Source organism: Plantibacter sp. CFBP 8798 (assembly GCF_014841195.1).
In the GTDB taxonomy this organism is placed as follows: Bacteria; Actinomycetota; Actinomycetes; order Actinomycetales; family Microbacteriaceae; genus Plantibacter; species Plantibacter auratus.
Genome location: NZ_JACYTS010000003.1, coordinates 527,823 through 550,596, shown reverse-complemented (window position 1 = coordinate 550,596; position 22,774 = coordinate 527,823). Strand labels below are relative to the sequence as shown.

Annotated in this window: 18 protein-coding genes; 10 read left to right on the top strand and 8 right to left on the bottom strand. The window is 71.1% G+C overall.

Annotation, left to right across the window (positions count from 1 at the left end; translation table 11 throughout):
- The first annotated feature begins 30 nt into the window (after positions 1-30).
- The 4 genes from IFU30_RS15090 (at position 31) to IFU30_RS15075 (ending at position 4,618) form a co-directional block, all read left to right on the top strand.
- Positions 31-1,209 carry a cystathionine gamma-synthase gene (locus tag IFU30_RS15090; protein ID WP_071258797.1) on the top strand — a complete coding sequence of 393 codons (1,179 nt, stop codon included), beginning with the start codon at positions 31-33 and terminating at the stop codon, positions 1,207-1,209.
- Between the two features lie 206 nt (positions 1,210-1,415).
- Positions 1,416-2,876 (top strand): MFS transporter, encoded by a 1,461-nt coding sequence (locus IFU30_RS15085; protein ID WP_192006445.1) that lies wholly within the window; start codon positions 1,416-1,418, stop codon positions 2,874-2,876.
- Positions 2,877-3,047: 171 nt separating this feature from the next.
- Positions 3,048-3,614 carry a DUF1648 domain-containing protein gene (locus IFU30_RS15080; RefSeq protein ID WP_192005824.1) on the top strand — a complete coding sequence of 189 codons (567 nt, stop codon included), beginning with the start codon at positions 3,048-3,050 and terminating at the stop codon, positions 3,612-3,614.
- 116 nt (positions 3,615-3,730) lie between these two features.
- Entirely contained in the window at positions 3,731-4,618 is an 888-nt protein-coding gene (locus tag IFU30_RS15075) for a DarT ssDNA thymidine ADP-ribosyltransferase family protein (protein WP_124767325.1), read from the top strand.
- A 296-nt stretch (positions 4,619-4,914) separates the two neighbouring features.
- Here the strand turns inward: IFU30_RS15075 and IFU30_RS15070 are convergent, their stop codons facing one another.
- The 4 genes from IFU30_RS15070 to IFU30_RS15055 all read right to left on the bottom strand — a co-directional run bounded on the left by IFU30_RS15070 (position 4,915) and on the right by IFU30_RS15055 (position 9,393).
- Positions 4,915-5,964, bottom strand: a complete 1,050-nt coding sequence (locus IFU30_RS15070; RefSeq protein ID WP_085512707.1) for a LacI family DNA-binding transcriptional regulator — start codon at positions 5,962-5,964, stop codon at positions 4,915-4,917.
- A gap of 59 nt (positions 5,965-6,023) precedes the next feature.
- Complete coding sequence (locus tag IFU30_RS15065; RefSeq protein WP_342450876.1) at positions 6,024-6,902, bottom strand: sugar phosphate isomerase/epimerase family protein; 879 nt, start codon at positions 6,900-6,902, stop codon at positions 6,024-6,026.
- A 137-nt stretch (positions 6,903-7,039) separates the two neighbouring features.
- Positions 7,040-8,227, bottom strand: a complete 1,188-nt coding sequence (locus IFU30_RS15060) for a dihydrodipicolinate synthase family protein (RefSeq protein ID WP_192005820.1) — start codon at positions 8,225-8,227, stop codon at positions 7,040-7,042.
- Positions 8,224-9,393 (bottom strand): Gfo/Idh/MocA family protein, encoded by a 1,170-nt coding sequence (locus tag IFU30_RS15055; RefSeq protein ID WP_192006443.1) that lies wholly within the window; start codon positions 9,391-9,393, stop codon positions 8,224-8,226. The genes IFU30_RS15060 and IFU30_RS15055 overlap by 4 nt, the downstream gene beginning before the upstream one ends.
- 358 nt (positions 9,394-9,751) lie before the next feature.
- Here IFU30_RS15055 and IFU30_RS15050 point away from each other — a divergent pair, with 358 nt between their 5' ends.
- The 6 genes from IFU30_RS15050 to IFU30_RS15025 all read left to right on the top strand — a co-directional run bounded on the left by IFU30_RS15050 (position 9,752) and on the right by IFU30_RS15025 (position 17,024).
- Positions 9,752-10,708, top strand: a complete 957-nt coding sequence (locus tag IFU30_RS15050; RefSeq protein WP_079706748.1) for a carbohydrate ABC transporter permease — start codon at positions 9,752-9,754, stop codon at positions 10,706-10,708.
- Entirely contained in the window at positions 10,701-11,627 is a 927-nt protein-coding gene (locus IFU30_RS15045; RefSeq protein ID WP_079706749.1) for a carbohydrate ABC transporter permease, read from the top strand. The genes IFU30_RS15050 and IFU30_RS15045 overlap by 8 nt, the downstream gene beginning before the upstream one ends.
- 117 nt (positions 11,628-11,744) lie before the next feature.
- The gene (locus tag IFU30_RS15040; protein ID WP_124767322.1) at positions 11,745-13,058 is read left to right on the top strand and encodes an ABC transporter substrate-binding protein; all 1,314 of its coding nucleotides are present in this window, start codon (positions 11,745-11,747) and stop codon (positions 13,056-13,058) included.
- A 95-nt stretch (positions 13,059-13,153) separates the two neighbouring features.
- Positions 13,154-14,164: a DUF6807 family protein gene (locus IFU30_RS15035; protein WP_192005816.1), complete on the top strand. Its 1,011-nt coding sequence runs from the start codon at positions 13,154-13,156 to the stop codon at positions 14,162-14,164.
- Complete coding sequence (locus IFU30_RS15030; protein ID WP_192005814.1) at positions 14,161-15,522, top strand: Gfo/Idh/MocA family protein; 1,362 nt, start codon at positions 14,161-14,163, stop codon at positions 15,520-15,522. Before IFU30_RS15035 ends, IFU30_RS15030 begins: the two co-directional genes overlap by 4 nt.
- Entirely contained in the window at positions 15,519-17,024 is a 1,506-nt protein-coding gene (locus tag IFU30_RS15025) for an acetylesterase (RefSeq protein ID WP_206757119.1), read from the top strand. Before IFU30_RS15030 ends, IFU30_RS15025 begins: the two co-directional genes overlap by 4 nt.
- A gap of 894 nt (positions 17,025-17,918) precedes the next feature.
- Here IFU30_RS15025 and IFU30_RS15020 read toward each other — a convergent pair.
- The 4 genes from IFU30_RS15020 to IFU30_RS15005 all read right to left on the bottom strand — a co-directional run bounded on the left by IFU30_RS15020 (position 17,919) and on the right by IFU30_RS15005 (position 22,762).
- Positions 17,919-19,658: an aldehyde dehydrogenase (NADP(+)) gene (locus IFU30_RS15020; protein WP_192005810.1), complete on the bottom strand. Its 1,740-nt coding sequence runs from the start codon at positions 19,656-19,658 to the stop codon at positions 17,919-17,921.
- A gap of 82 nt (positions 19,659-19,740) precedes the next feature.
- Positions 19,741-20,835: a mandelate racemase/muconate lactonizing enzyme family protein gene (locus IFU30_RS15015; protein ID WP_192005808.1), complete on the bottom strand. Its 1,095-nt coding sequence runs from the start codon at positions 20,833-20,835 to the stop codon at positions 19,741-19,743.
- Between the two features lie 2 nt (positions 20,836-20,837).
- Positions 20,838-21,779: a 5-dehydro-4-deoxyglucarate dehydratase gene (locus tag IFU30_RS15010; RefSeq protein WP_086474959.1), complete on the bottom strand. Its 942-nt coding sequence runs from the start codon at positions 21,777-21,779 to the stop codon at positions 20,838-20,840.
- A 14-nt stretch (positions 21,780-21,793) separates the two neighbouring features.
- Positions 21,794-22,762 carry an NAD-dependent epimerase/dehydratase family protein gene (locus IFU30_RS15005; RefSeq protein ID WP_192005806.1) on the bottom strand — a complete coding sequence of 323 codons (969 nt, stop codon included), beginning with the start codon at positions 22,760-22,762 and terminating at the stop codon, positions 21,794-21,796.
- Positions 22,763-22,774: the final 12 nt, after the last annotated feature.

The following is a 22,774-nucleotide window of genomic DNA, read 5'->3' as shown; positions in this document are numbered from 1 at the left end:
TCCCCGAATCCTGAACCGAAAGAGTCACCCATGAGCAAGCACGACCACGGCTTCGCCACCCGCAGCATCCACGCCGGACAGGAGTTCGACCCCACCACCGGGGCGATCATCCCGCCGATCTACCAGACGTCGACCTTCGTCCAGGACGGCGTCGGCGGGCTCCGCGGCGGCTACGAGTACAGCCGCTCCGCCAACCCGACCCGCACGGCGCTCGAGACGCAGCTCGCCGCGCTCGAGGGTGCGAAGCACGGCTTCTCCTTCGCCTCCGGCCTCGCCGCCGAGGACGCGCTCATCCGCACGGCCCTCCGCCCCGGCGACCACATCGTCATCGGCAACGACGTCTACGGCGGTACTTACCGGCTGATCAACCGGGTGCACGGCGCCTGGGGCATCGAGCACACGGTCGTGGACCTCGGCGACCTCGCGGCCGTCGAAGCGGCGATCATCCCGGGCCGCACGAAGCTGCTGTGGGTCGAGACGCCGAGCAACCCGCTCATGAAGATCAGCGACATCGCGGCACTCGCGGCCCTCGCGCACCGCCACGAGGTGCTCTCCGTCGTGGACAACACCTTCGCCTCGCCGGCGCTGCAGCAGCCGCTCTCGCTCGGGGCCGACATCGTCGTGCACTCGACGACCAAGTACCTCGGCGGTCACTCCGACGTCCTCGGTGGCGCCATCATCATGAACGACGACGAGCTCGCCGAGCAGCTCGGCTTCGTGCAGTTCGCCGCCGGCGCGGTCTCGGCCCCGCTCGACGCGTGGCTCACGACCCGCGGCATCAAGACCCTCGCGGTGCGCATGCGCCAGCACAGCGCGAACGCGCAGGCGATCGCGGAGTTCCTCGACGGCCACGCCGCCGTCGAGCGCGTCTACTACCCGGGCCTCGAGAGCCACCCCGGTCACGAGCTCGCCGCCCGCCAGATGTCCGGGTTCGGCGGCATGCTGTCGCTCGCGCTCGTCGGTGGCCCGGCTGCAGCCACGCGCCTCGTCGAGAAGACGAAGCTCTTCGCGCTCGCCGAGTCGCTCGGTGGCGTCGAGTCGCTCATCGGCCTGCCGGCGCAGATGACGCACGCCTCGGTGAAGGGCACGGAGCTGGCGGTCCCCGAGAACGTCGTCCGGCTGTCGGTCGGCATCGAGGACGTCGCCGACCTCATCGCCGACCTCGACCGCGCGCTCGCGAAGGTCCTGAAGGCGAGCGCCAAGCACTAGCGGGCGGTCCCGGCTCGTTCGCAATTCAGGAAGGCTGCGGCGCGCCCTGCGCCCGAACCCGTCGATCGGCGACGGCGCGCCGGGCACGTCCTGAATGGTGAACGGGCAGGGGTTCGTCAGCGCTTGACCTCAAGTCACGTTGAGGTTCTAGGCTCGGAATCGTGACCACAGCGACGACCCCCGAGCCCACGACCGGAGCCGACCCGATGCCCCGCGACCGCGGGATCTTCAGCCGCCGGTTCGTCCTCGTCACCATCGGTGCGTGCGCGCTCGTGTTCCTCGGCGCCTTCGAGTCCCTCGCCGTCACGACGATCATGCCGCTCGTGAGCGGGGAACTCGACGGCGAGCAGCTCTACGCGCTCGCCTTCGCCGGCCCGCTCGCGGTCAGTGTCATCGGCATGGTCGCGGCGGGCTCGGTCGCCGACCGCATCGGTCCGGTCCAGCCGCTGCTCGCGTCAGTCGTCCTGTTCCTCGTCGGTCTCCTCCTGGCCGGAACCGCGACCACCATGTGGGCCGTCGTCGCCGGGCGCCTCGTCCAGAGCCTCGGTTCGGGAGCGATGACCGTCGCCCTGTACGTCCTCGTCGCCCGCATCTACCCACCGGCCCTGCACCCGCGGATCTTCGCCGGGTTCGCAGCCGCCTGGGTGGTCCCCTCCCTGATCGGGCCGTTCCTCGCCGGGGTGGTCGCCGAGCGGTTCAGCTGGCACTGGGTCTTCCTCGGGGTCGTCGGCCTCGTGGTCGTGGCGACGCTCCTCCTCCTGCCGGCCCTCCGGATGCTGCGCGCCTCCGCCACCGAACGCGCGGAGCGGCAGGCCGCCGAGCAGCAGTCGGCGAAGGAGAGCGGCGAGGTGGCCACCGTCGCGCGCACGGGCGCGGAGCTGCGTCGACTCGGGTGGGCGGTGCTCGTCGCGGCGGCGGTCCTCGCGGTCAACCTCTCGACGGAGTTCTCGGGATGGACCGCCTGGGCGCTCCCGGTCGTCGGTGCCGTGGTCGCGATCCTCGCCCTCCGCCCCCTGATTCCGCTCGGCACGCTCACCGCACGCCGCGGGCTCCCGACGGTCATCCTGGTGCGCGGACTGACCTCCGCCGCGTTCTTCGGTGCCGAAGTGTACGTGCCGTACCTGCTGACCCGCGAGCACGGGCTCACGCCGGCGCTCGCCGGACTCGCGCTCACCGGTGGGGCGATCGCGTGGTCGCTGTCGTCCTGGTTGCAGGGGCGCCTCGGGGACCGGCTGTCGAATGCGAACGCCGTGCAGATCGGGTCGTCACTCGTCACGGTCGCCGTCGCGATCGCCCTGTCCGCCGCCCTCGTCGGCCTGCCGCCGGTGGTGCCGATCGTCGCCTGGGTGGTGAGCGGCGGCGGCATGGGCCTCATGTTCCCGCGCCTCAGCGTCATGACGCTCGCCTACTCCGACGAGCGCTCGCAGGGGTTCAACAGTGCGGCGATGTCGATCGGCGACGCGATCGGCGGTGCCCTCGCGCTCGCGGCGACCGGGCTGGCGTTCACGGCACTCGACGGCTCCGGGGCGTTCGCAGGGCTGGCCTGGGTCGCTCCCGGCGGGATCGCGTTCGCCGGATGCTTCGCCATCGCGCTGGTCGCCGGTGTCGTGGCGGTGGTCGTCGCGCGTCGGGTGAGTCGACCAGCGGAGCCAGCCGCGACCGGGTGAGCCGAGACGACGCCGCCTGGATAGTGCTGCGGTGCGTGGGGGGTAGCGTCGCCCACGCATCGCTGCAGTGTCCAGGCGGCGGGCCCGAGGTGGAGAACCAGGGCATCGGGTATGATTGATGCAGATATTCCTGGGGTGCGCGCCAGGGTGCTCGCGCAGATGAGGAGTGGGATGCAGGACCCGACGACCACTCGCCCGGAGTGGCCCCCTCGCCGACCGCCGGTCTGGCCGCATCTCGTCGCACTCGTCATCGTCGCTGCGACGCTGGTCGTCGGCCTGGTGGTGTATCCGTCTGCTCCTGATCCGATGCCGGTGCACTTCGACGCCGCACTCCAGCCGGACGCCTGGTCGGACAAGCGTCTCGGCGGGTTCCTGCTCCCGGTCATCATCGGGGCCGCGGTCGTGGCGATCTTCTGGATCGTCGCCGCCTGCCTGCCGCTCGCCGGCACGACCCGATCGGATGTCGACCCCCACCCACCGACCACTGCATCGACGTGGTCCACGCAACTGTCGCCTCGTCCGGAGGTGACGGCTGCCACGCTGGACGCCACCGGGCGACTGCTGGGCAATCTGACGATCGCGACCGCCGCGCTCATCTCCGTCGTCGCACTCACCACCTGGCTCGGCGTGCCCGCGTGGATGGCGCCCTGGCTGCTCCCGGTGCTGATGGCGGCGTTCTTCGGATCACTCGCCGTGTCGTGCGTCCGGGTGTTCCGGGCGCAGCGCGGGCTGGCCTGAGGGTGCCCGCGTGCACGAGGGGTGCGGAAGCCGCGTACCCTTGATGCGTACGTCTCGGCTCGTCCCCCCAGTGACCCGCTCCTCGTGTCTCGGAGCCGGACTGCAGAAGGACTCTCTTGAGCGACGAATGCAAACACGGTTTCGACAACGGCCTCTGCGCGACCTGCTTCCCGCCGCCGCCCCGCGAGGTGCCGGTCGCTGAACCACCCGCTCCCAAGGTCCGTCGGTCGACGGTCGCTCCCTCGCTCCGCGAGCCGGCCCCGACCCGCGTGCGGACCGCGGCCACCACGAAGACGGTGACGAAGGCGGCGGCAGCGCTGCCCGTGGTGCGCGTCGGTGAGCAGCGGCTGTACCACGTCACCCACATCCGCAATCTCGAGCGCATCCTCGAGACCGGCAGCATCCTGCCGGTGGCCTCCCCGGCGCTCCCCGACGGGCCGGTCGTCGACATCGCCGCCGCGAGCCACCGCGAGGCGCGACGCACGATGGTGCTCGCCGGCACCGACGACCTCACGCCCGCCGACTTCGTCCCGTTCTTCCTGACCCCGGACGCCGACCTCTGGGCGGGCATCCGCGCGGGCGAGCACGACGTCCGCCTGTCCGCCGAGGCGTTCGCGTCATCGGTCAACGACTACGTCGTGCTCGTCACCACGATCGACGGCGCAGCCGTGCACCCGGGCGAGTTCGACGCCGACACCGGCCGGCCCTCCCGCGCGCGGGTCGTGGTCGCCGACGGTGACGCCTCCCACGTGCTCACGAGCATCGGCGCGAACGCGATGACCGCCGACCGCATGGTGCAGCGCTTCGCGACCGACGAGGACCCCGCGGCCCTCCGACGCGCGGAGGTGCTCGTCGCCGACGCCGTGCCGTTCGACCGCGTCACCGTGATCGGTGTCGCGACGGTCAATGTCCGTGAGCACGTCAAGCGACTCGTCGCCGGCGCCGGCCACCGCACCAAGGTCGCCGCCTACACGCCGTGGTTCCAGGAGCACGTCGCCGACTAGCAGCTGTCTCGCGTTCACAACTCCTGCTGGACGGCACCGGAACCCGGCTGCCGGCGCCGTGTCAGGCCGCCCTGCCGCCCTCAGCAGGAGTTGTGCGCGGGAACGAGTGCGCACCTCGGCTGTGCGGAGGCGAACGCGTCCCCTTCCGAGGACACCAGGCTCAGGGCGTGCTGCTGTCCGCAACTCCTGCTGCATGGCCCCAGGGCCACTGAGTCGGACGCTGCACACCCCGATCGGGGCGAGCTGCAGGAGTTGTGCCCCGGTGAACGCCCCGGGGGAGGAGACCGGCTGGCGAGTCAGGCGCGCGGCGGCGTGCTCTCGCGGAGGAGGACCGTCGCGCCGACGGGCTCCGTCGTCGTGCTGTCCGTCGCCGGGTCAAGCGCCAGCCGCACGGCGTGCTCACCGACCGCCTCGAGCGGCACGGCGACCGTGGTGAGAGCCGGGGTGACGTCGCGGGAGGTCGCGATGTCGTCGTAGCCGGCGACCGCGAGGTCCTCGGGAAGGCGGAGTCCGGCCGCGCGGAACGCCGACATCGCGCCGATCGCCATCACGTCGTTGACCGCGAAGACCAGGTCGACGTCGTCGAGTCCCAGCTGCAGGAGTTCGGCGGCACCCTGGCGCCCGCCGTCGCGGGTGAACTCGGCCCGGACGATCCTCGACGGATGGATCGCGATGCCGTGCTCGGCCAAACCCTCCGCGAACCCGCTCACCCGCTCGCGGGAGGTGAGCAGGCGGTCGTCTCCGGCGATGACGGCGAAGCGGCGGTACCCGGCACCGACGAGCTCCCGGGCCAGCTCGCGGGCACCGGTCGCGTTACCGAGCTGCACCGTGGCGAACGGGAGCGTCCGCTGCGAGACGAGGACGACGCGTCCGCCCGTCGACTCGTAGGCCGCGAGCTCATCCGACAGCCGGTGCTCCGATGCCACCCCGTCCCAGCGACTGCCCGTCAGGATGATGGCGCGTGGCCGTTGCCCGCGGAGCACCCGCACGAGTTCGAGTTCGCGCTCGTGGTCGCGGTGCGTGACGGCCATGGTCGTGGCGATGCGCTGCTCGTCGGCCGCGCGGATGGCCCCGGCCGCGATGGACGAGAAGTACGGGTCGGCGATGTCGCTGACGAGCAACGAGATCGTCGACGACAGCCCCTTCGCGACTGCCTGGGCCGACAGGTTCGGCGTGTAGTTCAGCCGGAGCGCGGCGTCGAGGACCCGCCGACGGAACGTCTCGTTGACCGTCCGGGTGCTCCCGTTGAGCGCGCGCGACGCGGTGGCGAGGGAGACCCCCGCCTCACGGGCGACGTCGTGCAGCGTCGGTGGGACCGGCGTCGCCCGGTGCTCGTCGACCGACATGGCGCTCCTTCGTACTGGCGGCTGCTGAGACACACTCTGCCACAGGGCGGCCGCGGCGATCAGGGGTGGTGGATCGCGTCGTCGTGGTCGAGGTGCGGGACGACCGTCGCCTGGAACGCGTCGACGGTGCGATCCACCACCTGCTGGAACGGGCTGTCCCAGATGTCCTGGTTGAAGAGCTCGACCTCGATGTCGCCGGTGTACCCCGCCGCCTCGACGGCACGGGTGAGCGATCCGAAGTCGACGACGCCGTCACCTGGATAGTGCCGGGAGAGCAGGACGTCCGCGGCGAGCGGCGTCGACCAGTCGCACGCCTGGTAGCTGGAGATCCGACCGGTCGCGCCCGCGCGGGCGATCTGCTCGAGCACCTGCGGGTCCCACCAGATGTGGAAGGTGTCGACGACCACTCCGACGGCCTCCGGAGCGAACTGCTCGGCGATGTCGAGGGCCTGACCGAGCGTCGAGACGACCGCGCGGTCCGAGGCGTACATGGGATGCAACGGCTCGATGGCGAGCTGCACGCCGGACTCGAGCGCGTGGTCGGTGAGCTCACCGATCGCGTCTCGGACGAGTTCGCGGGCGCCGATGAGGTCACGGGATCCGGCCGGGAGGCCGCCCACCACGAGGACGAGGGCCGGTGCGCCGAGGGCGGCGGCCTCGTCGATCGCGGTCCGGTTGTCGTCGATCGACGTCCGGCGAGCCGGCCCCTCGGGCATGGTGAAGAAGCCACCACGGCACAGGCTCGAGACACGCAGGCCGCTGTCCGTGAGGAGGCTCGCCGAGGCGGCGACGCCGCACTCCTGCACGGGCTCGCGCCAGGCGCCGAAGCTCGTGACACCGGCCGCCGTGACGGCTGCGACCGCCTCCGGGAGGGTGGCGTACTTGATCGTGGCCTGGTTGACCGAGAGTCGCGGGTGCGGGGTGAGGTGGCCGCTCACCGGTCCCTGAGCTTGTCCCGCCGGTCCCTCGGCTTGTCCCGCCGGTCCCTGACCTTGTCCCGCCGGTCCCTCGGCTTGTCCCGCCGGTCCCTGACCTTGTCCCGCCGGTCCCTGAGCCTGTCGAAGGGCGGTGGTGCTCATCGGGTTCCTCCCGCAGTGGTCAGCGTGCCGACGACACCGGCCGTGCGCAGCAGGCCCGTCCAGCGTTCGGCGGCGAGCTCCGGGTGCTCGAGTGCGCCGGCCGCGTCGGCGAGGCGCACGATCTCCGACAGGTGCGGCAGGCTCCGGGCAGCGTGCAAGCCGCCGACCATCGAGAACGCCGGCTGGTGGTCGTTCAACCAGCTGAGGAAGGCGATGCCCGTCTTGTAGTAGTAGGTCGGCGCGGCGAAGATCTGCCGAGACAGGGCCTCGGTCGGTCGGAGGATCCGCTCGTAGGCGGCCGGGTCGCCGGCGTCGAGCGCCTGGATCGCGGCGGACGCGGCCGGAGCGATCGCGGTGAACGCGCCGAGCAGGGCGTCGGAGTGTCCGACCGTGTCTCCGGCGATGAGGTCGACGTAGTTGAAGTCGTCCCCGGTGAACATCGTCGTGCCGGTCGGGAGGCGACGTCGGACGGCGATCTCCGCGTCGGCGTCGAGGAGGCTCATCTTGACCCCGGCGACGTGGTCGACGTGGTCGGTCATGATGCGCAGCAGCGTGTCCGAGGCCTCGGCGACGTCACTGGAGCCGAAGTAGCCCTCCAGGCTCGGGTCGAACGCCGTGCCGAGCCAGTGCAGGACCACCGGCGACTGCGCGGCCGACAGGACCCGGTCGTAGACGCGACGGTAGTCGTCGGCGGACTGCGCGGCCCTCGCCAGGTGTCGGCTGGCCATGAGCACGGTACCGGCGCCCGCGTCCTCGGCGAACGCGAGTTGTTCGAGGTAAGCGTCGGCGACCGCGTCGAGCGAGACGGTCTCGTCGGCGAGGTGGTCGGTGTTGACGCCGACGACGAGCGCGCCGCCGACGGAGGCGGCCTCGGCGGCGCTCCGGGTGATCAGCTCGCGCGTGGCGGCGGTGTCGAGCCCCATGTTCCGCTGGGCGGTGTCCATCGCGTCCGCGACGCCGAGGCCGTACGACCACGCGTGGTGGCGGTAGGCGAGCGTCGCGTCCCAGTCGAGCTCGGCGGGCGCGCCCGGCACGTTGTCGCCCCAGGCCGTCGGGACGACGTGCGCCGCGGCGTAGGCGGTGCGGCTCGTCAGGGGAGTGGTCGGCCGCTCGGCCACGACGGGCTCGCGGAGCTCCAGCGCGGTGACCGTGCCGTCGGTCGAGAGCAGCGGGACGGACGTCATCGTGCGACCGAGGCCTCGAGCGACGCCAGCTCCTCGTCCGCGCCGGCGGTGTCGCCCGCGCTTCCGAGCGTCACCTCGGGCAGGTCGAGGCGGCGGCCGGTGCGCGAGCTCTCGAGGCCGAGCTCCGCGAGCAGGACGCCGCGCGCGCCGGCGAGCAGGTCGTACTCGTAGGGGCCGTCCTCGACGACGTGGCGGAGGAACTCCTCCCACTGCGTCTTGAACCCGTTCTCGAACACGTCGTTCGTCGGCACGTCCTGCCAGTCGCCCGCGTAGTCGTGGTCGTCGGCGAGGTCGGGGTTCCACACCGGCTTCGGGGTGACGTTCCGCGGCTGCACCTTGCAACCGAAGAGACCGGCGACGGCGGAGCCATGCGTGCCGTCCACCTGGAACTGCACGAGCTCGTCGCGGTCGACGCGCACCGTCCAGCTGGAGTTGAGCTGGGCGATCACGCCGCCCTCGAGCTCGAAGACCCCGTAGGCGGCGTCGTCGGCGGTGGCCGCATAGGCCTCGCCCCGCTCGTCGAAGCGCTCGGGGATGTGCGTCGTCGCCTTCGCATACACCGACTCGACCCGACCGAAGAGGTTCTCGAGCACGTAGCTCCAGTGCGGGAACATGTCGACGACGATGCCGCCGCCGTCCTCGGCCCGGTAGTTCCAGCTCGGGCGCTGCGCCGGCTGCCAGTCGCCCTCGAACACCCAGTAGCCGAACTCGCCACGGACGGAGAGGATCCGACCGAAGAAGCCCGAGTCGATGAGGCGCTTGAGCTTGCGCAGCCCCGGCAGGTAGAGCTTGTCGTGCACGACGCCGTTCTTCACGCCCGCCTCGGCGGCGAGGCGTGCGAGTTCCAGCGCCTCCTCGAAGGTCTCCGCCGTCGGCTTCTCGGTGTAGATGGTCTTGCCGGCCGCGATCGCCTTGCGCAGCGCGGTGGCGCGGGCCTTCGTGACGAGGAAGTCGGCGTAGATGTCCCAGCGGGGGTCGGCGAGGACCGCGTCGAGGTCGGTCGAGGTGTGCTCGATGCCATGACGCGTGGCGAGCTCGTCGAGGGTCGCCTGGTTGCGGCCGACGAGGATCAACTCGATCTGGCGTCGGGTGCCGTCGGACAGCTGCACACCGCCCTGCTCCTGGATGGCCAGCAGCGAGCGCACGAGGTGCTGCCGGTAGCCCATGCGCCCGGTGGCGCCGTTGACGATGATCCCGATGGTCTGCTCTGACACGGTGGCTCTTCCTCTGGTTCGTGTTCCGGTCCCGGCGGCCGCGGGCCATCCGGAAAGCGTTTACCGGGTCACTGTAGAACGGCGCGCGCGGTCAAGGCAAGCGTTCGAACCGATTCGGTCGCAAGTGATCACAGATCGGACACGGATGCGGATTGAATCGTTGCATCGTCCGACGGGGCCGTGATAGAACTTGATGCAGCTCAGCCGGGAAACGCTTTCCGGGAAGTCATCAACGACGATCGACAAGGAGGTCCGACGTGGTCCGTGCAACTCCAGGGGCGCCCAGGACGACACTCGCGAGGGGTGTTCGGTGAGCGCGCTCGGCGAGCTCCGCAAGCTCAGCGCCGGCAAACGCCCGCAGACGGCGGCCGAGAAGGCCTTCATCAAGAAGGACAACCGCCGCGATAACAAGGCCGCCTACCTGTTCCTCCTCCCGTGGCTCATCGGACTCGCCGTCATCACCGTCGGTCCGATGGTCGCCTCGCTCGCGCTGTCCTTCACGAAGTACAACCTGCTGCAGGCGCCGAAGTTCATCGGCCTCGACAACTTCATCCGCATGATGGGCGATGAGCGGCTCCACAACTCGCTCGGTGTCACGTTCGTGTACGTCTTCGTGTCGGTGCCGCTCCAGCTCGCCGCGGCACTGGCCCTGGCCGCCCTGCTCGACCGCGGTCTCCGTGGCCTCGCGATCTACCGGTCCGTGTACTACCTGCCGTCGCTCCTCGGCTCCTCCGTCGCCATCGCGGTGCTGTGGAAGCAGGTGTTCGGCGGCGAAGGCCTCGTGAACCAGTTCATCGCGATCTTCGGGATCGAGGGACGCAGCTGGATCGCCGACCCGTCGACCGCCCTCTCCACGCTCATCACGCTCAACGTGTGGACCTTCGGTGCACCGATGGTGATCTTCCTCGCCGGTCTCCGCCAGATCCCCGTCATGTACCACGAGGCGGCGCAGATGGACGGCGCGACGAAGTGGCAGCGCTTCACCAAGATCACCCTGCCGCTGCTCACCCCGATCATCTTCTTCAACCTCGTGCTGCAGATCATCCACGCGTTCCAGGCCTTCACGCAGGCCTTCATCGTGTCGGGCGGAACGGGCGGCCCGGCCGACTCGACGCTGTTCTACACGCTGTACCTCTACAACCGCGGCTTCTCGAACTTCGACATGGGCTACGCCTCGGCCATGGCCTGGTTCCTGCTCCTCATCATCGGAGTCTTCACCGCGATCAACTTCTGGGCCTCGAAATATTGGGTGAACTACGATGACTGACACGCTGACCACACGGTCCATCACGACGGACAGCAAGAACCGCAGTCGCGAGGCCAAGGAGGCCGAACGCCAGTACCGCCGGGCTCGTGGGTGGTCGCCCTGGAAGTCGGTCCTGAAGCACATCGGCCTGATCCTCGTCGGCTTCATCATGCTCTACCCGGTGATCTGGCTCGTCGTCTCCTCGCTCCGCCCGACGGAGGAGATCTTCCGGAACCCCGGCATCGTCCTCGACAGCTTCGAGGTGAGCAACTACAGCGAGGGCTGGAACACCCTCTCCGAGCCGTTCCACGTGTTCCTGCTGAACTCCGTGCTCATCGTCCTCGGGTGCATCGTCGGCAACCTCGTGTCCTGCTCGATGGCCGCCTACGCCTTCGCCCGTCTGAAGTTCAGCGGCAAGCGCTGGTGGTTCGCGGCGATGCTCATGACGCTCATGCTGCCGATCCACGTCATCATCGTGCCGCAGTACATCATGTTCTCCCAGCTCGGCTTCGTGAACACGTACCTGCCGCTGATCCTGCCGAAGATCCTCGCCACCGACGCGTTCTTCGTGTTCCTCATGGTGCAGTTCATCCGCGGCATCCCGAAGGAACTCGACGAGGCGGCACGCATCGACGGCTGCGGTCACGCCCGCATCTTCGGGGTCATCATCCTGCCGCTCATGGTGCCGGCGCTCGCGACGACCGCCATCTTCACCTTCATCTGGACCTGGAACGACTTCTTCAGTCAGCTCCTGTACCTGACGAAACCGGAGATGTACACGGTGCCGCTCGCCCTCCGGGCGTTCATGGACGCGCAATCCTCCACCTCGTGGGGGCCGATGTTCGCCATGAGTGTCGTCTCGCTCCTGCCGATCTTCCTCGTCTTCCTGTTCGGTCAGCGGTTCCTGTTGAAGGGCATCGCGACGACCGGCGGCAAGTGAGGCCCGACCCACCGACCAGCACCACCGCAGCACCCGCACCAGACCACCAGCACCAGACCCAGCACCACCGGATCCAGCAGCTCCGGATCCGGATCGATCGATTCGAAAGGGAACAGCATGAGCATCAGCAAGCACGGCAGAGCCGCCGGCTTCATCGCGACGGGAGCCGTCGCAGCCCTCCTCCTCGCCGGCTGCAGCGCCGGGGGCGACGCCGCCACCGAACTGTCCGACGAGCCCGTCACCCTCCGCTTCACCTGGTGGGGCAACGACGCCCGCACGGCGGCCACCCAGGAGGTCATCGCGGCCTTCGAGAAGGAGTATCCGAACATCACCATCGAGCCGCAGTTCACGGACTGGGCCGGCTACTGGGACAAGCTCGCCACCGAGACGGCGGCGAACGACACCCCCGACATCATCCAGATGGACGAGAAGTACATCGCCACCTACGGCGACCGGGGCGCGCTCCTCGACCTGAACACGGTCACCGACCAGCTCGACCTCGGCGACTTCCCCAAGGAGACGCTGACGTCCGGCACGGTCAACGACTCGCTCTACGGCGTCCCCTCGGGCATCACGAGCTACTCCTTCGTCGTGAACCCCGACCTCCTCGCCTCGGCCGGCATCGAGATGCCCGACGACGAGACCTGGACGTGGGACGACTTCACCGAGCTGAGCGAGCAGGTCTCGGCAGCCGGTGGCGGATCGATCTACGGCTTCCAGCCCTTCGGCTTCGAGGACGGCGGCCTCAACAACTGGGCCCGTCAGCACGGCGACGAGCTGTACAACGACAAGGGCGAGGTGTCCATCAAGCCGGAGACCCTGTCCTCCTGGTGGACCTACCTCCTCGACCTCGTGAACGCGGGAGCGACGCCGTCGCCCTCCGCGATCATCGAGAAGCAGGCCGGTGGGCTCGCCGAGTCCTTCACCGCGACCAACTCGGCTGCGTTCGCCCCCTGGTGGAACAGCCAGCTGACGGCCCTGACCGAGGCGAGCGGGTCGCCGCTCGAGCTCCTGCGGGTGCCGACGGTGGACGGCGGCGCCGATGGTTCCGCGTACTACAAGCCGTCGATGTACTGGTCGGCGTCCGCCCGGACCGAGCACCCCGCCGAGGCTGCGCTGTTCATCGACTTCCTCGCCAACAGCGAGACCGCGGCCGACTCGCTCCTCACCGAGCGCGGCGTCCCGGCCAACACGAAGATCCGCGAGTACATCACGCCGAAGCTGGCCGAGACCGACCAGGCGGTCGTCGAGTTCCTCGACGGTCTCGCCGACGACATCGGTGAGCCGCCGACCGTCACGCCCGCCGGTGGCAGCGCGATCGAGGCGCTCGTGAAGCAGTACACCGAGCAGGTCCTCTTCGGGAAGAACACGCCCGACCAGGCCGCCGAGGGGTTCATCAAGGACCTCAAGGCCGCGGTCGCAGCCGGCTGACCCAGCCACAGCCCCTCGACCGGCTCAGGGAACGACGTCCGTTCCCCGGGCCGGTCGATCGGCAGCTCTACCACCGCTTCATTCGAGGGGATCCCGTGACCACCGACCACCGCCCCCGTCCGACCGGTCTCGCGCTGACGCACGAGGTCGGTTCGGCCATCACCGTGCACCTCGACGGGATCGACATCCTGCGGTACACCTACCGACCGGACACGGTCCAGCGCGAATCGCCGAAGCCGTATCTCCACCCGGTGCGGACCGCCGGCGGAGCACTCGTGACGCTGGCCAGACCGCACGACCACGTCTGGCACACCGGGATCGCCTGGGCCCTGCCGCACGTCGGCGACGACAACTTCTGGGGCGGCCCGACCTTCACCGGGACCGCCTACGAACAACTCGCGAACAACGGCCGCTCCGAGCACGTCGCGATCACGGACGTCCGTGCCGACCCGGACGAGGTGCGGTTCGCGCACACGCTCGCCTGGATCACGGAGGACGGTCGGCACGTCGTCGACGAGGAGCGTGCGCTCACGGTGCGACCGGCCGCCGGCGACTGGACGCTGACCTTCGAGACCCGGATGCGCAACGTCTCCGGCCGGGACCTGTCCATCGGGTCGCCCACGACGAAGGGCCGGGAGAACGCCGGCTACGGCGGGCTCTTCTGGCGCGGCCCACGATCCTTCACCGGAGGCACCCTGCACACCCCCGCCGGGAGCGGCGGCGAGGAGCTCCGCGGCACCCGCCACGCGTGGATGGGGTTCACCGGCCTCCACGACGGAACGGCCGCGGCGTCGAGCGTCGTCATCGTCGACGACGTGCGGAACCCCGCGCACCCGCCGCAGTGGTTCGCGCGCACCGAGGAGTTCGCCGGCCTCTGCCCGGCTCCGTTCTTCAGCGAGGAACTGCCCTTCGGCGCCGACGAGACCCTCGCGTTCCGATACGCCGTCGTCGTCGCCGACGGTGCAGCCGGTGACGGCCGGGCAGCTGCGCTCGCCGCATCCGGTCGAGACACGCTCGAACGGTCGCGTTCTGGCCGTACCGATCACCACGACAGCGCGCCGACCACAGCGCCCGCCGCACCGACCCGGAAGGACCCACACGCATGACCACGACCCGCGAACGCTACGCCCTCATCGGCACCGGACACCGCTCGCAGATGTACCTCGACGCCATCGTCGGCCCGCACGCAGACGTCGCCGAGCTCGTCGCCTGGAGCGACAGCAACCCCGGCCGCCTCGACCACTATGAGGGGGTCCTCGCCGAGCAGGGCGTCCCGCTGCCGGCTCGATACGGCCCTGACGACGTCGAGCGGCTCATCGCCGAGCAACGCGTCGACCGGGTGATCGTGACGACCCCCGACTTCACGCACGCCGAGATCGTCTCGCGCGCGCTCCTCGCCGGTGCCGACGTCGTCGTCGAGAAGCCGCTCACCATCGACCGTGAGGGGGTCGAGCGCATTGCAGCGGCCGTCGCCGAGAGCGGCCGGAACGTCGTGACGACCTTCAACTACCGCTACAGCCCGCGGAACTCGGAGCTGCGCCGCATCGTGCAGGACGGTGGGATCGGACGGGTGACGAGCGTGCACTTCGAGTGGGTGCTCGACACCGTGCACGGCGCCGACTACTTCCGTCGCTGGCACCGCGAGAAGGAGCACTCCGGCGGGCTCCTCATCCACAAGGCGTCGCATCACTTCGACCTCGTCAACTGGTGGATCGGGGCTCGGCCGGCCTCCGTCTACGCCACCGGAGGACTCCGCTTCTACGGTGACGCCAACGCGGCCGAGCGCGGGCTCGCGGCGCGTCCGGGGCGTGGATCGGTGCCGGACGACGCCGAGGCGGCGGCTCGCGGGCGCTCGAACGACCCGTTCGCCCTCGACCTGCGTGACGACCCGCGGCTCGAGTCGCTCTACCTGCGGGCCGAGCAGCACGACGGGTACCTGCGCGACCGCGACGTCTTCTCGCCCGGGATCGACATCGAGGACAACCTGTCCGTCCTCGTCGAGTACGACGGTGGCGCCTCGCTCAGCTACTCCCTGAACGCCCACGCACCGTGGGAGGGGTATCGCGTCGCCATCAACGGGACGGAGGGCAGGGTCGAGCTCGAGGTCGTGGAGCGCGCCGCCGTGCTCGTGGGGGCCGACGGGCGCGTCGTCCTCGACCCGAGCCTGAGCGGCGACGGCGAGACCGCGGACGGCGCCGCGTCCGTCGCGCCGGTGCGCTCGCGCGGGGAACGCCTCGTGCTGCAACGCCACTGGGAGGAGGCCCGGGAGATCGAGATCCCCCAGGGCGTCGGCGGACACGGCGGCGGCGACGCATTCCTGCTGCGGCACCTCTTCGACCGCGTCACCGAGGACGAACTGGGACGGCCCGCTGGCTACGACGACGGCGTGCGCGCGATCTCGGTGGGCATCGCCGGGAACGAGTCGCTGCTGACCGGGCGTCCGGTCGCGACGATCGCGCCGTGAGCTCCGGCCCGGAGGCCGGCACCGGCGCTGACGCGGACGTCGGGTCGACCCCGGCCGCTGAGCCGGTGACCGAGCCCGCCCCGATCACCGGGTCCGTCCCGGCCGGTGAGACTGTTCCGGTCACTGAGCCTGTTCCCGTCGCCGAGCCCGTCCCGGTCGCTGAGCCTGTCGAGGTCCGGTCCCGGACAGGGTCGGTCCCGGTCCCGGATGCTGCCTTGCGGGACGGTCCCGTACCGGTCGGCGTCCCGGTCGCTAGCCACGTCCCGGTCGTGGACCATGTCCCGGTCGCCGAGCCCGTCGAAGTGCGGTCCCGACCGGTCACACCGCCACCTGCGCGCGACCCAGGTCTGCGTTCGCTCGCCGCTCGGTTCCGCGCATCCCCGTACCAGAGCAACCCGGGCGACCGGTCGCTCGGCGCCACGCGCACGCGCCTCGCCGAGGTCCTCGGTGTCCTCCCGCGACCGGCGCAGCCCGAGCCGCCCGAAGATCTCGGCAGCTGGACCCGCGACGGCGTCGACGGGGTCGAACTCCGCTGGTCGACCGGGTTCGGCGCGCCGACGTCGGCGTGGCTCCTGCGGCCGGCCGGCGAGACCGGCGTGCTCCCGGGTGCGCTGGCCCTGCACGACCACGGTGGGTTCACGCGCGTCGGGCGGGAGAAACTCGCGGACGGACCCGACGGTGTCCCTGCCACCTCGACCGTCACGCGCGAGGAGCTGCAGGCGTTCCGCGACCGTTACTACGGAGGCCGCGCCGTCGCGTCCGACCTCGCGCGCGACGGGTTCGCCGTGCTCGTCCACGATGCGTTCGGGTGGGGCTCCCGTCGGATCCCGGACGAGGCCGTCGCCGAACGTTTCCATCGGACCGTCGACCTGCAGCGCGCCGGTCGTCGGGCCGCATCGGTACAGCGCGGGAAGGAGGCCGCAGCGGTGTCGCCTGGGCAGCGGTCCGAGCTCCTCGCGGCGGCGAACGAGCCGCAGCTCGCGAAGGAACTGGGCGTCCTGGGCACCTCGCTCGCCGGTCTCATCCTCCGCGACGACCTCATCGCGCTCGACCAGCTGGCGGCCGCGCCCGGGGTCCGTTCCGGAGCCGTCGCGTGCTTCGGTCTCTCCGGTGGCGGTGCCCGGGCCGTTCTGCTCGCAGCCATGGACGACCGGATCCGTGCTGCCGGCGTGGTCGCGATGATGTCGACGTTCGACGGTGTGCTCGACGGGCACGCCGATCAGCACTCGTGGTCGTTCCTCTCACCGGGGCTGTCGCGGGTCGGTGACTGGCCGGAGCTCGCATCCCTGCGCCCCCGCTTGCCGCTGCTCGTCCAGTACGCCGAGCGCGACGAGCTCTTCGAGCCGGCGGGCATGCGTGAAGCGCACGCGATCCTCACGGAGCGGTACCGGGTCGGCGCCGAGCACTCGGCCTACACGGGCACGTTCCACGACGAACCGCACAGTTGGTCGGCACCGATGCAGGCCGGGCTGCGCGCCTGGCTCGCCGCCGCCCTCGCCTGACTCGCCCTGGTATTCGTCCCCAACTCAGGAGATGTCCGGTGTGTCGGGGCTGGGTTGCGGCGGCATGCCGGGGGGAGTCCTGAGTTGGGGACGGTGGTCACGGTGTTCGCAATTCAGGACGGTTGCGGCGTGTTGGGCCCGGGGCGGGTGCTGTGGCGCACGGCGCGCCGGGTGCGTCCTGAGCTGTGAACGTAGGCGGTGGAGTGTCCCCAACTCAGGAGATGTCCGGTGTGTCGGGGCTGGGCTGGGGCGGCATGCCGGGAAGTCCTGAGTTGGGGACTGTGGTCACGGTGTTCGCAACTCAGGACGGTTGCGGCGTGTTGGGACCGGGGCGGGTGCTGTGGCGCACGGCGCGCCGGGTGCGTCCTGAGTTGTGAACGTGGGTGGGTGTGGTTGGTCGGGGTGTCCCCAACTCAGGAGATGTCCGGTGTGTCGTGCCCGGGCTGGCGCGGCGCGCCGCGGGAGTCCTGAGTTGGGGGGCGGTGGTTGCGGTGTTCGTAATTCAGGACAGGTGCGGCGTGTTGGGCCCGGTGCGGGTGCTGTGGCGCACGGCGCGCCGGGTGCGTCCTGAGTTGTGAACAGGGGTGGGTGTGGTTGGTCGGGGTGTCCCCAACTCAGGAGACCTCGGGTGTGTCGTGCCCGGGCTGGAGCGGCACGCCGGGGGAGTCCTGAGTTAGGGACGGTGGTTGCGGTGTTCGCAATTCAGGATGGTTGCGGCGTGTTGGGGTGTGGGACCGGGCTGGGTGGGTGGCGCGCCGGGTGCGTCCTGAGTTGTGAACAGGGGTGGGTGTGGTTGGTCGGGGTGTCCCCAACTCAGGAGACCTCGGGTGTGTCGGGGCTGGGTTGCGGTGGCACGCCGGGGGAGTCCTGAGTTGGGGACGGACCGGACGGTGGTCAGGCGCGGGCTGCGGCGGGGAGCTCGAGGACGCCGTCGACTCGGCGGGGGAGACGGAGCGGGTTCGCCTCGTGCAGGGCCTCGGGGAGCACGCGCTCGGGCGCGTCCTGGTAGACGATCGGACGCTGGAAGCGGCGCACCGCCGACGCACCCACCGAGGTGTGGAGCGAGGTCGTCGCCGGCCACGGTCCGCCGTGGTGCTGCGCCCAGCCGACCGCGACGCCCGTCGGCCAGCCACCGAAGAGCACCCGGCCGGCGATCGGCTCGAGCCGTGACACGAGACCGGTGACGTCCTCACCGGGCGCCGCGTGCACGGTCGCCGTGAGCGCGCCACCGACCTCGGCCAGGACCGCGTGCAGCTCGGTGTCGTCCGCGACCTCGATGACAAGCGTCGCCGGCCCGAAGATCTCCTCGAGCAGGACTTCTGGCGCGTCGAGCACCGTCGCGGCGGTGGTCGCGAGGACGGTCGGAACGCCGGAATCCGCAGCCGCCGTCTCGCCGCCGAGGAGCGTCCGCACCCCGGGATGGCCGGCGGCGCGAGCGGTGCCCGCGGCATACGCCTCGGCGATGCCCGGCGTCAGCATGCGCCCGGCGACGGTGTCCGCCGCGGCCTGCGCGACGAGCTCGGCGAACCCGCTGCCGCTCGGTACGAGGACGAGACCGGGGTTCGTGCAGAACTGCCCCACGCCGAGGGTGAACGACGCCGCCAGCCCACGCGCGAGGTCCGCCGCCGCCTCGCCCTGCAGCGCGGCCGCGGTGATGACGACCGGGTTCGTGCTGCCGAGCTCGCCGTAGAACGGGATCGGGGCCGGCCGCTGCGACGCCAGGTCGAACAGTGCGCGCCCGCCGACGAGTGAGCCGGTGAACCCGACTGCCGTGATCGCCGGGTGCTGCACGAGGGCGGTGCCCTGCTCACGACCCTCGACGAGCGCGAACGTGCCGTCCGGGGCGCCGGCCGAGCGCAACGCCTCGACCACGATCGCCGCGGTCAGCCGGGAGAGTCGCGGGTGGGCGGAGTGCGCCTTCACGATGACCGGACATCCGGCCGCCAGCGCCGACGCCGTATCGCCGCCGGCGACCGAGAACGCGTACGGGAAGTTCGACGCGCTGAAGACCGCCACCGGTCCCGTCGGCCGGAGCATCCGTCGCAGCTCCGGCTTGGGCGGGGTGGCGGAGGCGTCGGCGTGGTCGATGACGACCTCGAGGAAGGCCCCGTCGCGGAGGACGGCGGCGAACAGTCGCAGCTGGCCTGTCGTCCGCGCGACCTCGCCAGTGAGGCGCGTGGTTCCGAGGTGGGACTCCTCGTCGGCGAGTGCGACGAGCTCGTCGACCCGGGCGTCGAGGGCGTCGGCGACGGCCTCGAGCCAGGCGGCCCGGGTCGAGGGCACCGTGGATGCGAGCTCGGAGGAGGCCGCGGCTGCTGCCGCGGCGACCTCGTCGACGGCCGGAACGGCGGCACGGCCCGTGTCGGACGCGGCGTCGCCAGCGTGACCTGCGGGCGTGACGGTGCCGCCGCCGGGGCCCACGCTGCTGCTGCTGCTGCTGCTTCCGTTGCCGTTGCCGCGGCCGTCGGTACCGTTGTCGTTGCCGTCGTTGCCGTCGTTGCCGTCGTTGCCGTCGTTGCCGTCGTTGCCGTCGTTGTCGTCGATACGGCCGCCGACGCCGTTCGGGTCGTCGGTGCGCGCCCTGGCGGGGGTGGTGTGGTCGATCGTGCCGGTGCTGTGGTCGGTGTCGTGCATGGTGATGACTCCTCGGGGATGCGGGTACGGCTGGTGATGATCGGGGCGTGTGGCCGGCCGGCGGACGGCCGGGCGGACGGGGTCAGTGCGCGACGGCAGTGGTCTCCGCGGCCCGGTCTCGGATCACGAAGCCGAGGCCGGGTCGCTGCTCGACCTGCACCCGGCCCTCGGCGATGGTGACCGGCCCGGGCGGGTCGATGGCGCCGATCGCGACGAAGCCCGCGTCCTCGACGTCCTCGACCTCGGTGCGCTGCGGGAGGGCGAGGGCGAGCTGTCCGGAGAGGTCGGGGAGCAGGTGCGGCGCGAGCGTCAGCCCGGCGTCGTCGACGAGCGCGGCGATCGCGAGGAAGGGGGTGATGCCACCGACGCGGACTACGTTCGGTTGCAGGACGTCGGCGACGCCACGGTCGACGAGGTCGCGGAACCGGTGGATCGTGTGCACGTTCTCGCCCAGAGCGATCGGGATGTCGGTCGCCTGACGCAGCCGTTCGTATCCCGCGGTGTCGTCGGAGCGCAGCGGCTCCTCGATCCAGGCCGGGTCGACGACGCCGAGCCGGTCCAGGGACGAGACCGCTTGGTCGACGTCCCAGCGCTGATTCGCGTCGATCATGAGCCGGCGGTCCGGTCCGAGCAGTTCGCGCACCATCGTCACCCGGTCGACGTCCTCGGCGAGGTCGGGCTTGCCGACCTTGATCTTGACGGCGTCGTAGCCCGCCGCGATCCACCGCTCGACCTGCGCGGCGAGCGAGGCGGCGTCGAGGTGGAGGTTCACGCCACTCCCGTACGCCTGGACCGTGTCGCGTCGACGGCCGAGGAGGTCGGCGAGCCCGAGACCGGCCCGTCGTCCACGGAGGTCCCAGAGTGCGGTGTCGAGCCCGGCGAGCGCGATCGTCGTGATACCGCCGCCACCGGCCTCGTGCAGATGCGTCCACAGCCGCGGCCAGAGCGTTTCGGGGTCGGTCGTCGATCCGAGGGCGGCGGCGGTGATGTCGTCGTCGAGCAACGCCCGGACGGCCGTGGCCCCGATGGTCGGCGTCCACGTGAAGCCCGACCCGGTCGCCCCCTCGTCGTCGACGACGTCCACACGGATGAGATGCAGCCACGGTGCCTCGGGCACCCAGGGGCGCGGCATGGTGAACCGGCCGAGCGAGGTGGTGATGGAGGCGATCCCGGGCATCGTCAGCGCCCTGCGGCCAGCGTCGCGTGCTCGGCGACGAGGTCGGCACCGGTCGCGAGCAGCGCCTCCAGGCGGTCGGTCTGCTCGGGGGTCGGGTCGACGAAGGGCGACCGCACGGAACCGACCGGCAGGCCGCCGAGCCGGACGCCGGCCTTGATGAGCGACACGGCGAAGCCGGGGGTCTCGTCGCGGAGGGCGACCAGCGGCCGGTAGAACTCGCGGAGCAGGCGCTCGCGCAGCGGCTCGTCGTGCTCGGTGTACGCGCGGTAGAACAGCGTCGCGAGTTCCGGCAGCATGGCGAAGACGGCAGAGGAGTAGAGCGGGATGCCGATGCCGCGGTAGGCGGCCTGCGTGAGCTCGGCGGTGAGGAGGCCGTTGAAGAAGGCGAAATCGTCGCGTCCCTCCTCGTGCACCGCCAGCACGATGTCCTGGGCGGCCGCGACGTCGCCGACGCCGTCCTTGAAGCCGACGACCTGCGGGTTGCGGGCGAGGTGACGCATCGTCGCCGTCGTGTACCGGGCGTTGTTCCGGTGGTAGACGATCGCCGGGAGGCTCGTCGCCGAGAGGACGTCCTCGACGTACGCCTGCAGCCCGGCCGCCGGCCCGGAGACGAGGTACGGCGGCATGAGCAGGATCGCGTCGGCGCCCGCCTCTTCGGCCGCCACGGCGAGCTCCTTGGCGGTCGCCACGCCTCCTCCGGCGCCACCGATGACCGGGACGGCGCCGTCGACGACCTCGACGGTCCGCTGGACGACGCGGGCGGCCTCCGACGGCGACATCGCGTGCAGCTCGCCGGTGCCGCAGGCGGGGAACACCCCTCCCGGGCGGTGTTCGAGTCGCGACTCGAGGTGGGTGCCGAGGAGCCCCAGGTCGACCTCGCCCGCGGCGTCGAAGGGGGTGATCGGGAAGTACAGGACGCCGTCGAAGGCGAGCGGTGCTGGCATGGTGGAGGTCCTCGTCATCGTGGGGCTGGGGCTGGAACAGGAGTGGTGGCCGGCCGGCCGGTGTCGGCGGCGAGCAGGTCGGTGAGGCGGGCCGCCTCGGCAGGGCTGAGTGCGGATCGCCAGTCGTGCTCCGGGCGCCACCCGAGGTGGGCGGTGGCCTTCGCGCTGCTGAAGGCGGCGGCTCGGTCGACGAGTCCGTCGGCGAACCCGGCGGTGCTCGGGACCTGCGCGGGCAGCAGGGTGGACAGGGGTGCGAGCGCCAGGGCGTCGTCGGCGCCGACGAAGTACACCTCGCCGGAGTGTCGGGCTTCGGCACGATCGATCCAGGCGGCGACGAACCGGCCGGCGTCACGCGCATCCACGTAGTTGTAGAGGGAGACGGCCGCGAGTGCGGGATCGGCGAGCCGGTCGACGATGGTGTGCCCCTGCTGCGTCGGCGCGCCCTCCCACTCCTCCGGGGAGACGACGAAGCACGGCCGAAACGCACCGGTGATGACGGCGTCACTGTGGGCTCGGGCCAGCATCGCGACCGTCGACTCGATCGCGACCTTCGACAGTGCGTAGGCGTTCCACGGGGCGACCCGGTGCTCCTCGGTGATGGGGAGCGCCTCGGGCGTCCACCCGTGCGGGGCGCCGTAGCCGATGACGGTCGGGCTGCTCGCGGCCAGCAGCCTGGTCGCCCCGGCGGCGATCCCGGCGGTGAGGGCGGTGAAGGCGAGCGCCTGGTTGGTCGCCAGGATGACGTGCTCCGGCGCGCTGAACGGCACCGCGATCGCCGCCAGGTGCACGACGGCGTCGGGCCGCAGGGTGGCGAAGAGCTCGTGGGTCGCATCGTGGTCGAGGAGGTCTGCGGTCCGGCCCTCGACACCGGGGAGTCCGGGGTCGGCCCGATCGACGGAGACGACCTCGTGGCCTGCTTGGGCGAGGGCGCTCGCGACGCTCCGCCCGAGTCGTCCTGCGCCGCCGGTGACGATGATGCGCATCGGTGTCCTCTC

Bases quoted from the DNA above. Each gene is read 5' to 3' on its own strand.
- IFU30_RS15090 (WP_071258797.1), top strand. From the start codon at position 31: ATGAGCAAGCACGACCACGGCTTCGCCACCCGCAGCATCCACGCCGGA.
- IFU30_RS15085 (WP_192006445.1), top strand. From the start codon at position 1,416: ATGCCCCGCGACCGCGGGATCTTCAGCCGCCGGTTCGTCCTCGTCACC.
- IFU30_RS15080 (WP_192005824.1), top strand. From the start codon at position 3,048: ATGCAGGACCCGACGACCACTCGCCCGGAGTGGCCCCCTCGCCGACCG.
- IFU30_RS15070 (WP_085512707.1), bottom strand. From the start codon at position 5,964: ATGTCGGTCGACGAGCACCGGGCGACGCCGGTCCCACCGACGCTGCAC.
- IFU30_RS15060 (WP_192005820.1), bottom strand. From the start codon at position 8,227: ATGACGTCCGTCCCGCTGCTCTCGACCGACGGCACGGTCACCGCGCTG.
- IFU30_RS15055 (WP_192006443.1), bottom strand. From the start codon at position 9,393: ATGGGCTACCGGCAGCACCTCGTGCGCTCGCTGCTGGCCATCCAGGAG.
- IFU30_RS15045 (WP_079706749.1), top strand. From the start codon at position 10,701: ATGACTGACACGCTGACCACACGGTCCATCACGACGGACAGCAAGAAC.
- IFU30_RS15040 (WP_124767322.1), top strand. From the start codon at position 11,745: ATGAGCATCAGCAAGCACGGCAGAGCCGCCGGCTTCATCGCGACGGGA.
- IFU30_RS15030 (WP_192005814.1), top strand. From the start codon at position 14,161: ATGACCACGACCCGCGAACGCTACGCCCTCATCGGCACCGGACACCGC.
- IFU30_RS15020 (WP_192005810.1), bottom strand. From the start codon at position 19,658: ATGCACGACACCGACCACAGCACCGGCACGATCGACCACACCACCCCC.
- IFU30_RS15015 (WP_192005808.1), bottom strand. From the start codon at position 20,835: ATGCCCGGGATCGCCTCCATCACCACCTCGCTCGGCCGGTTCACCATG.
- IFU30_RS15010 (WP_086474959.1), bottom strand. From the start codon at position 21,779: ATGCCAGCACCGCTCGCCTTCGACGGCGTCCTGTACTTCCCGATCACC.
- IFU30_RS15005 (WP_192005806.1), bottom strand. From the start codon at position 22,762: ATGCGCATCATCGTCACCGGCGGCGCAGGACGACTCGGGCGGAGCGTC.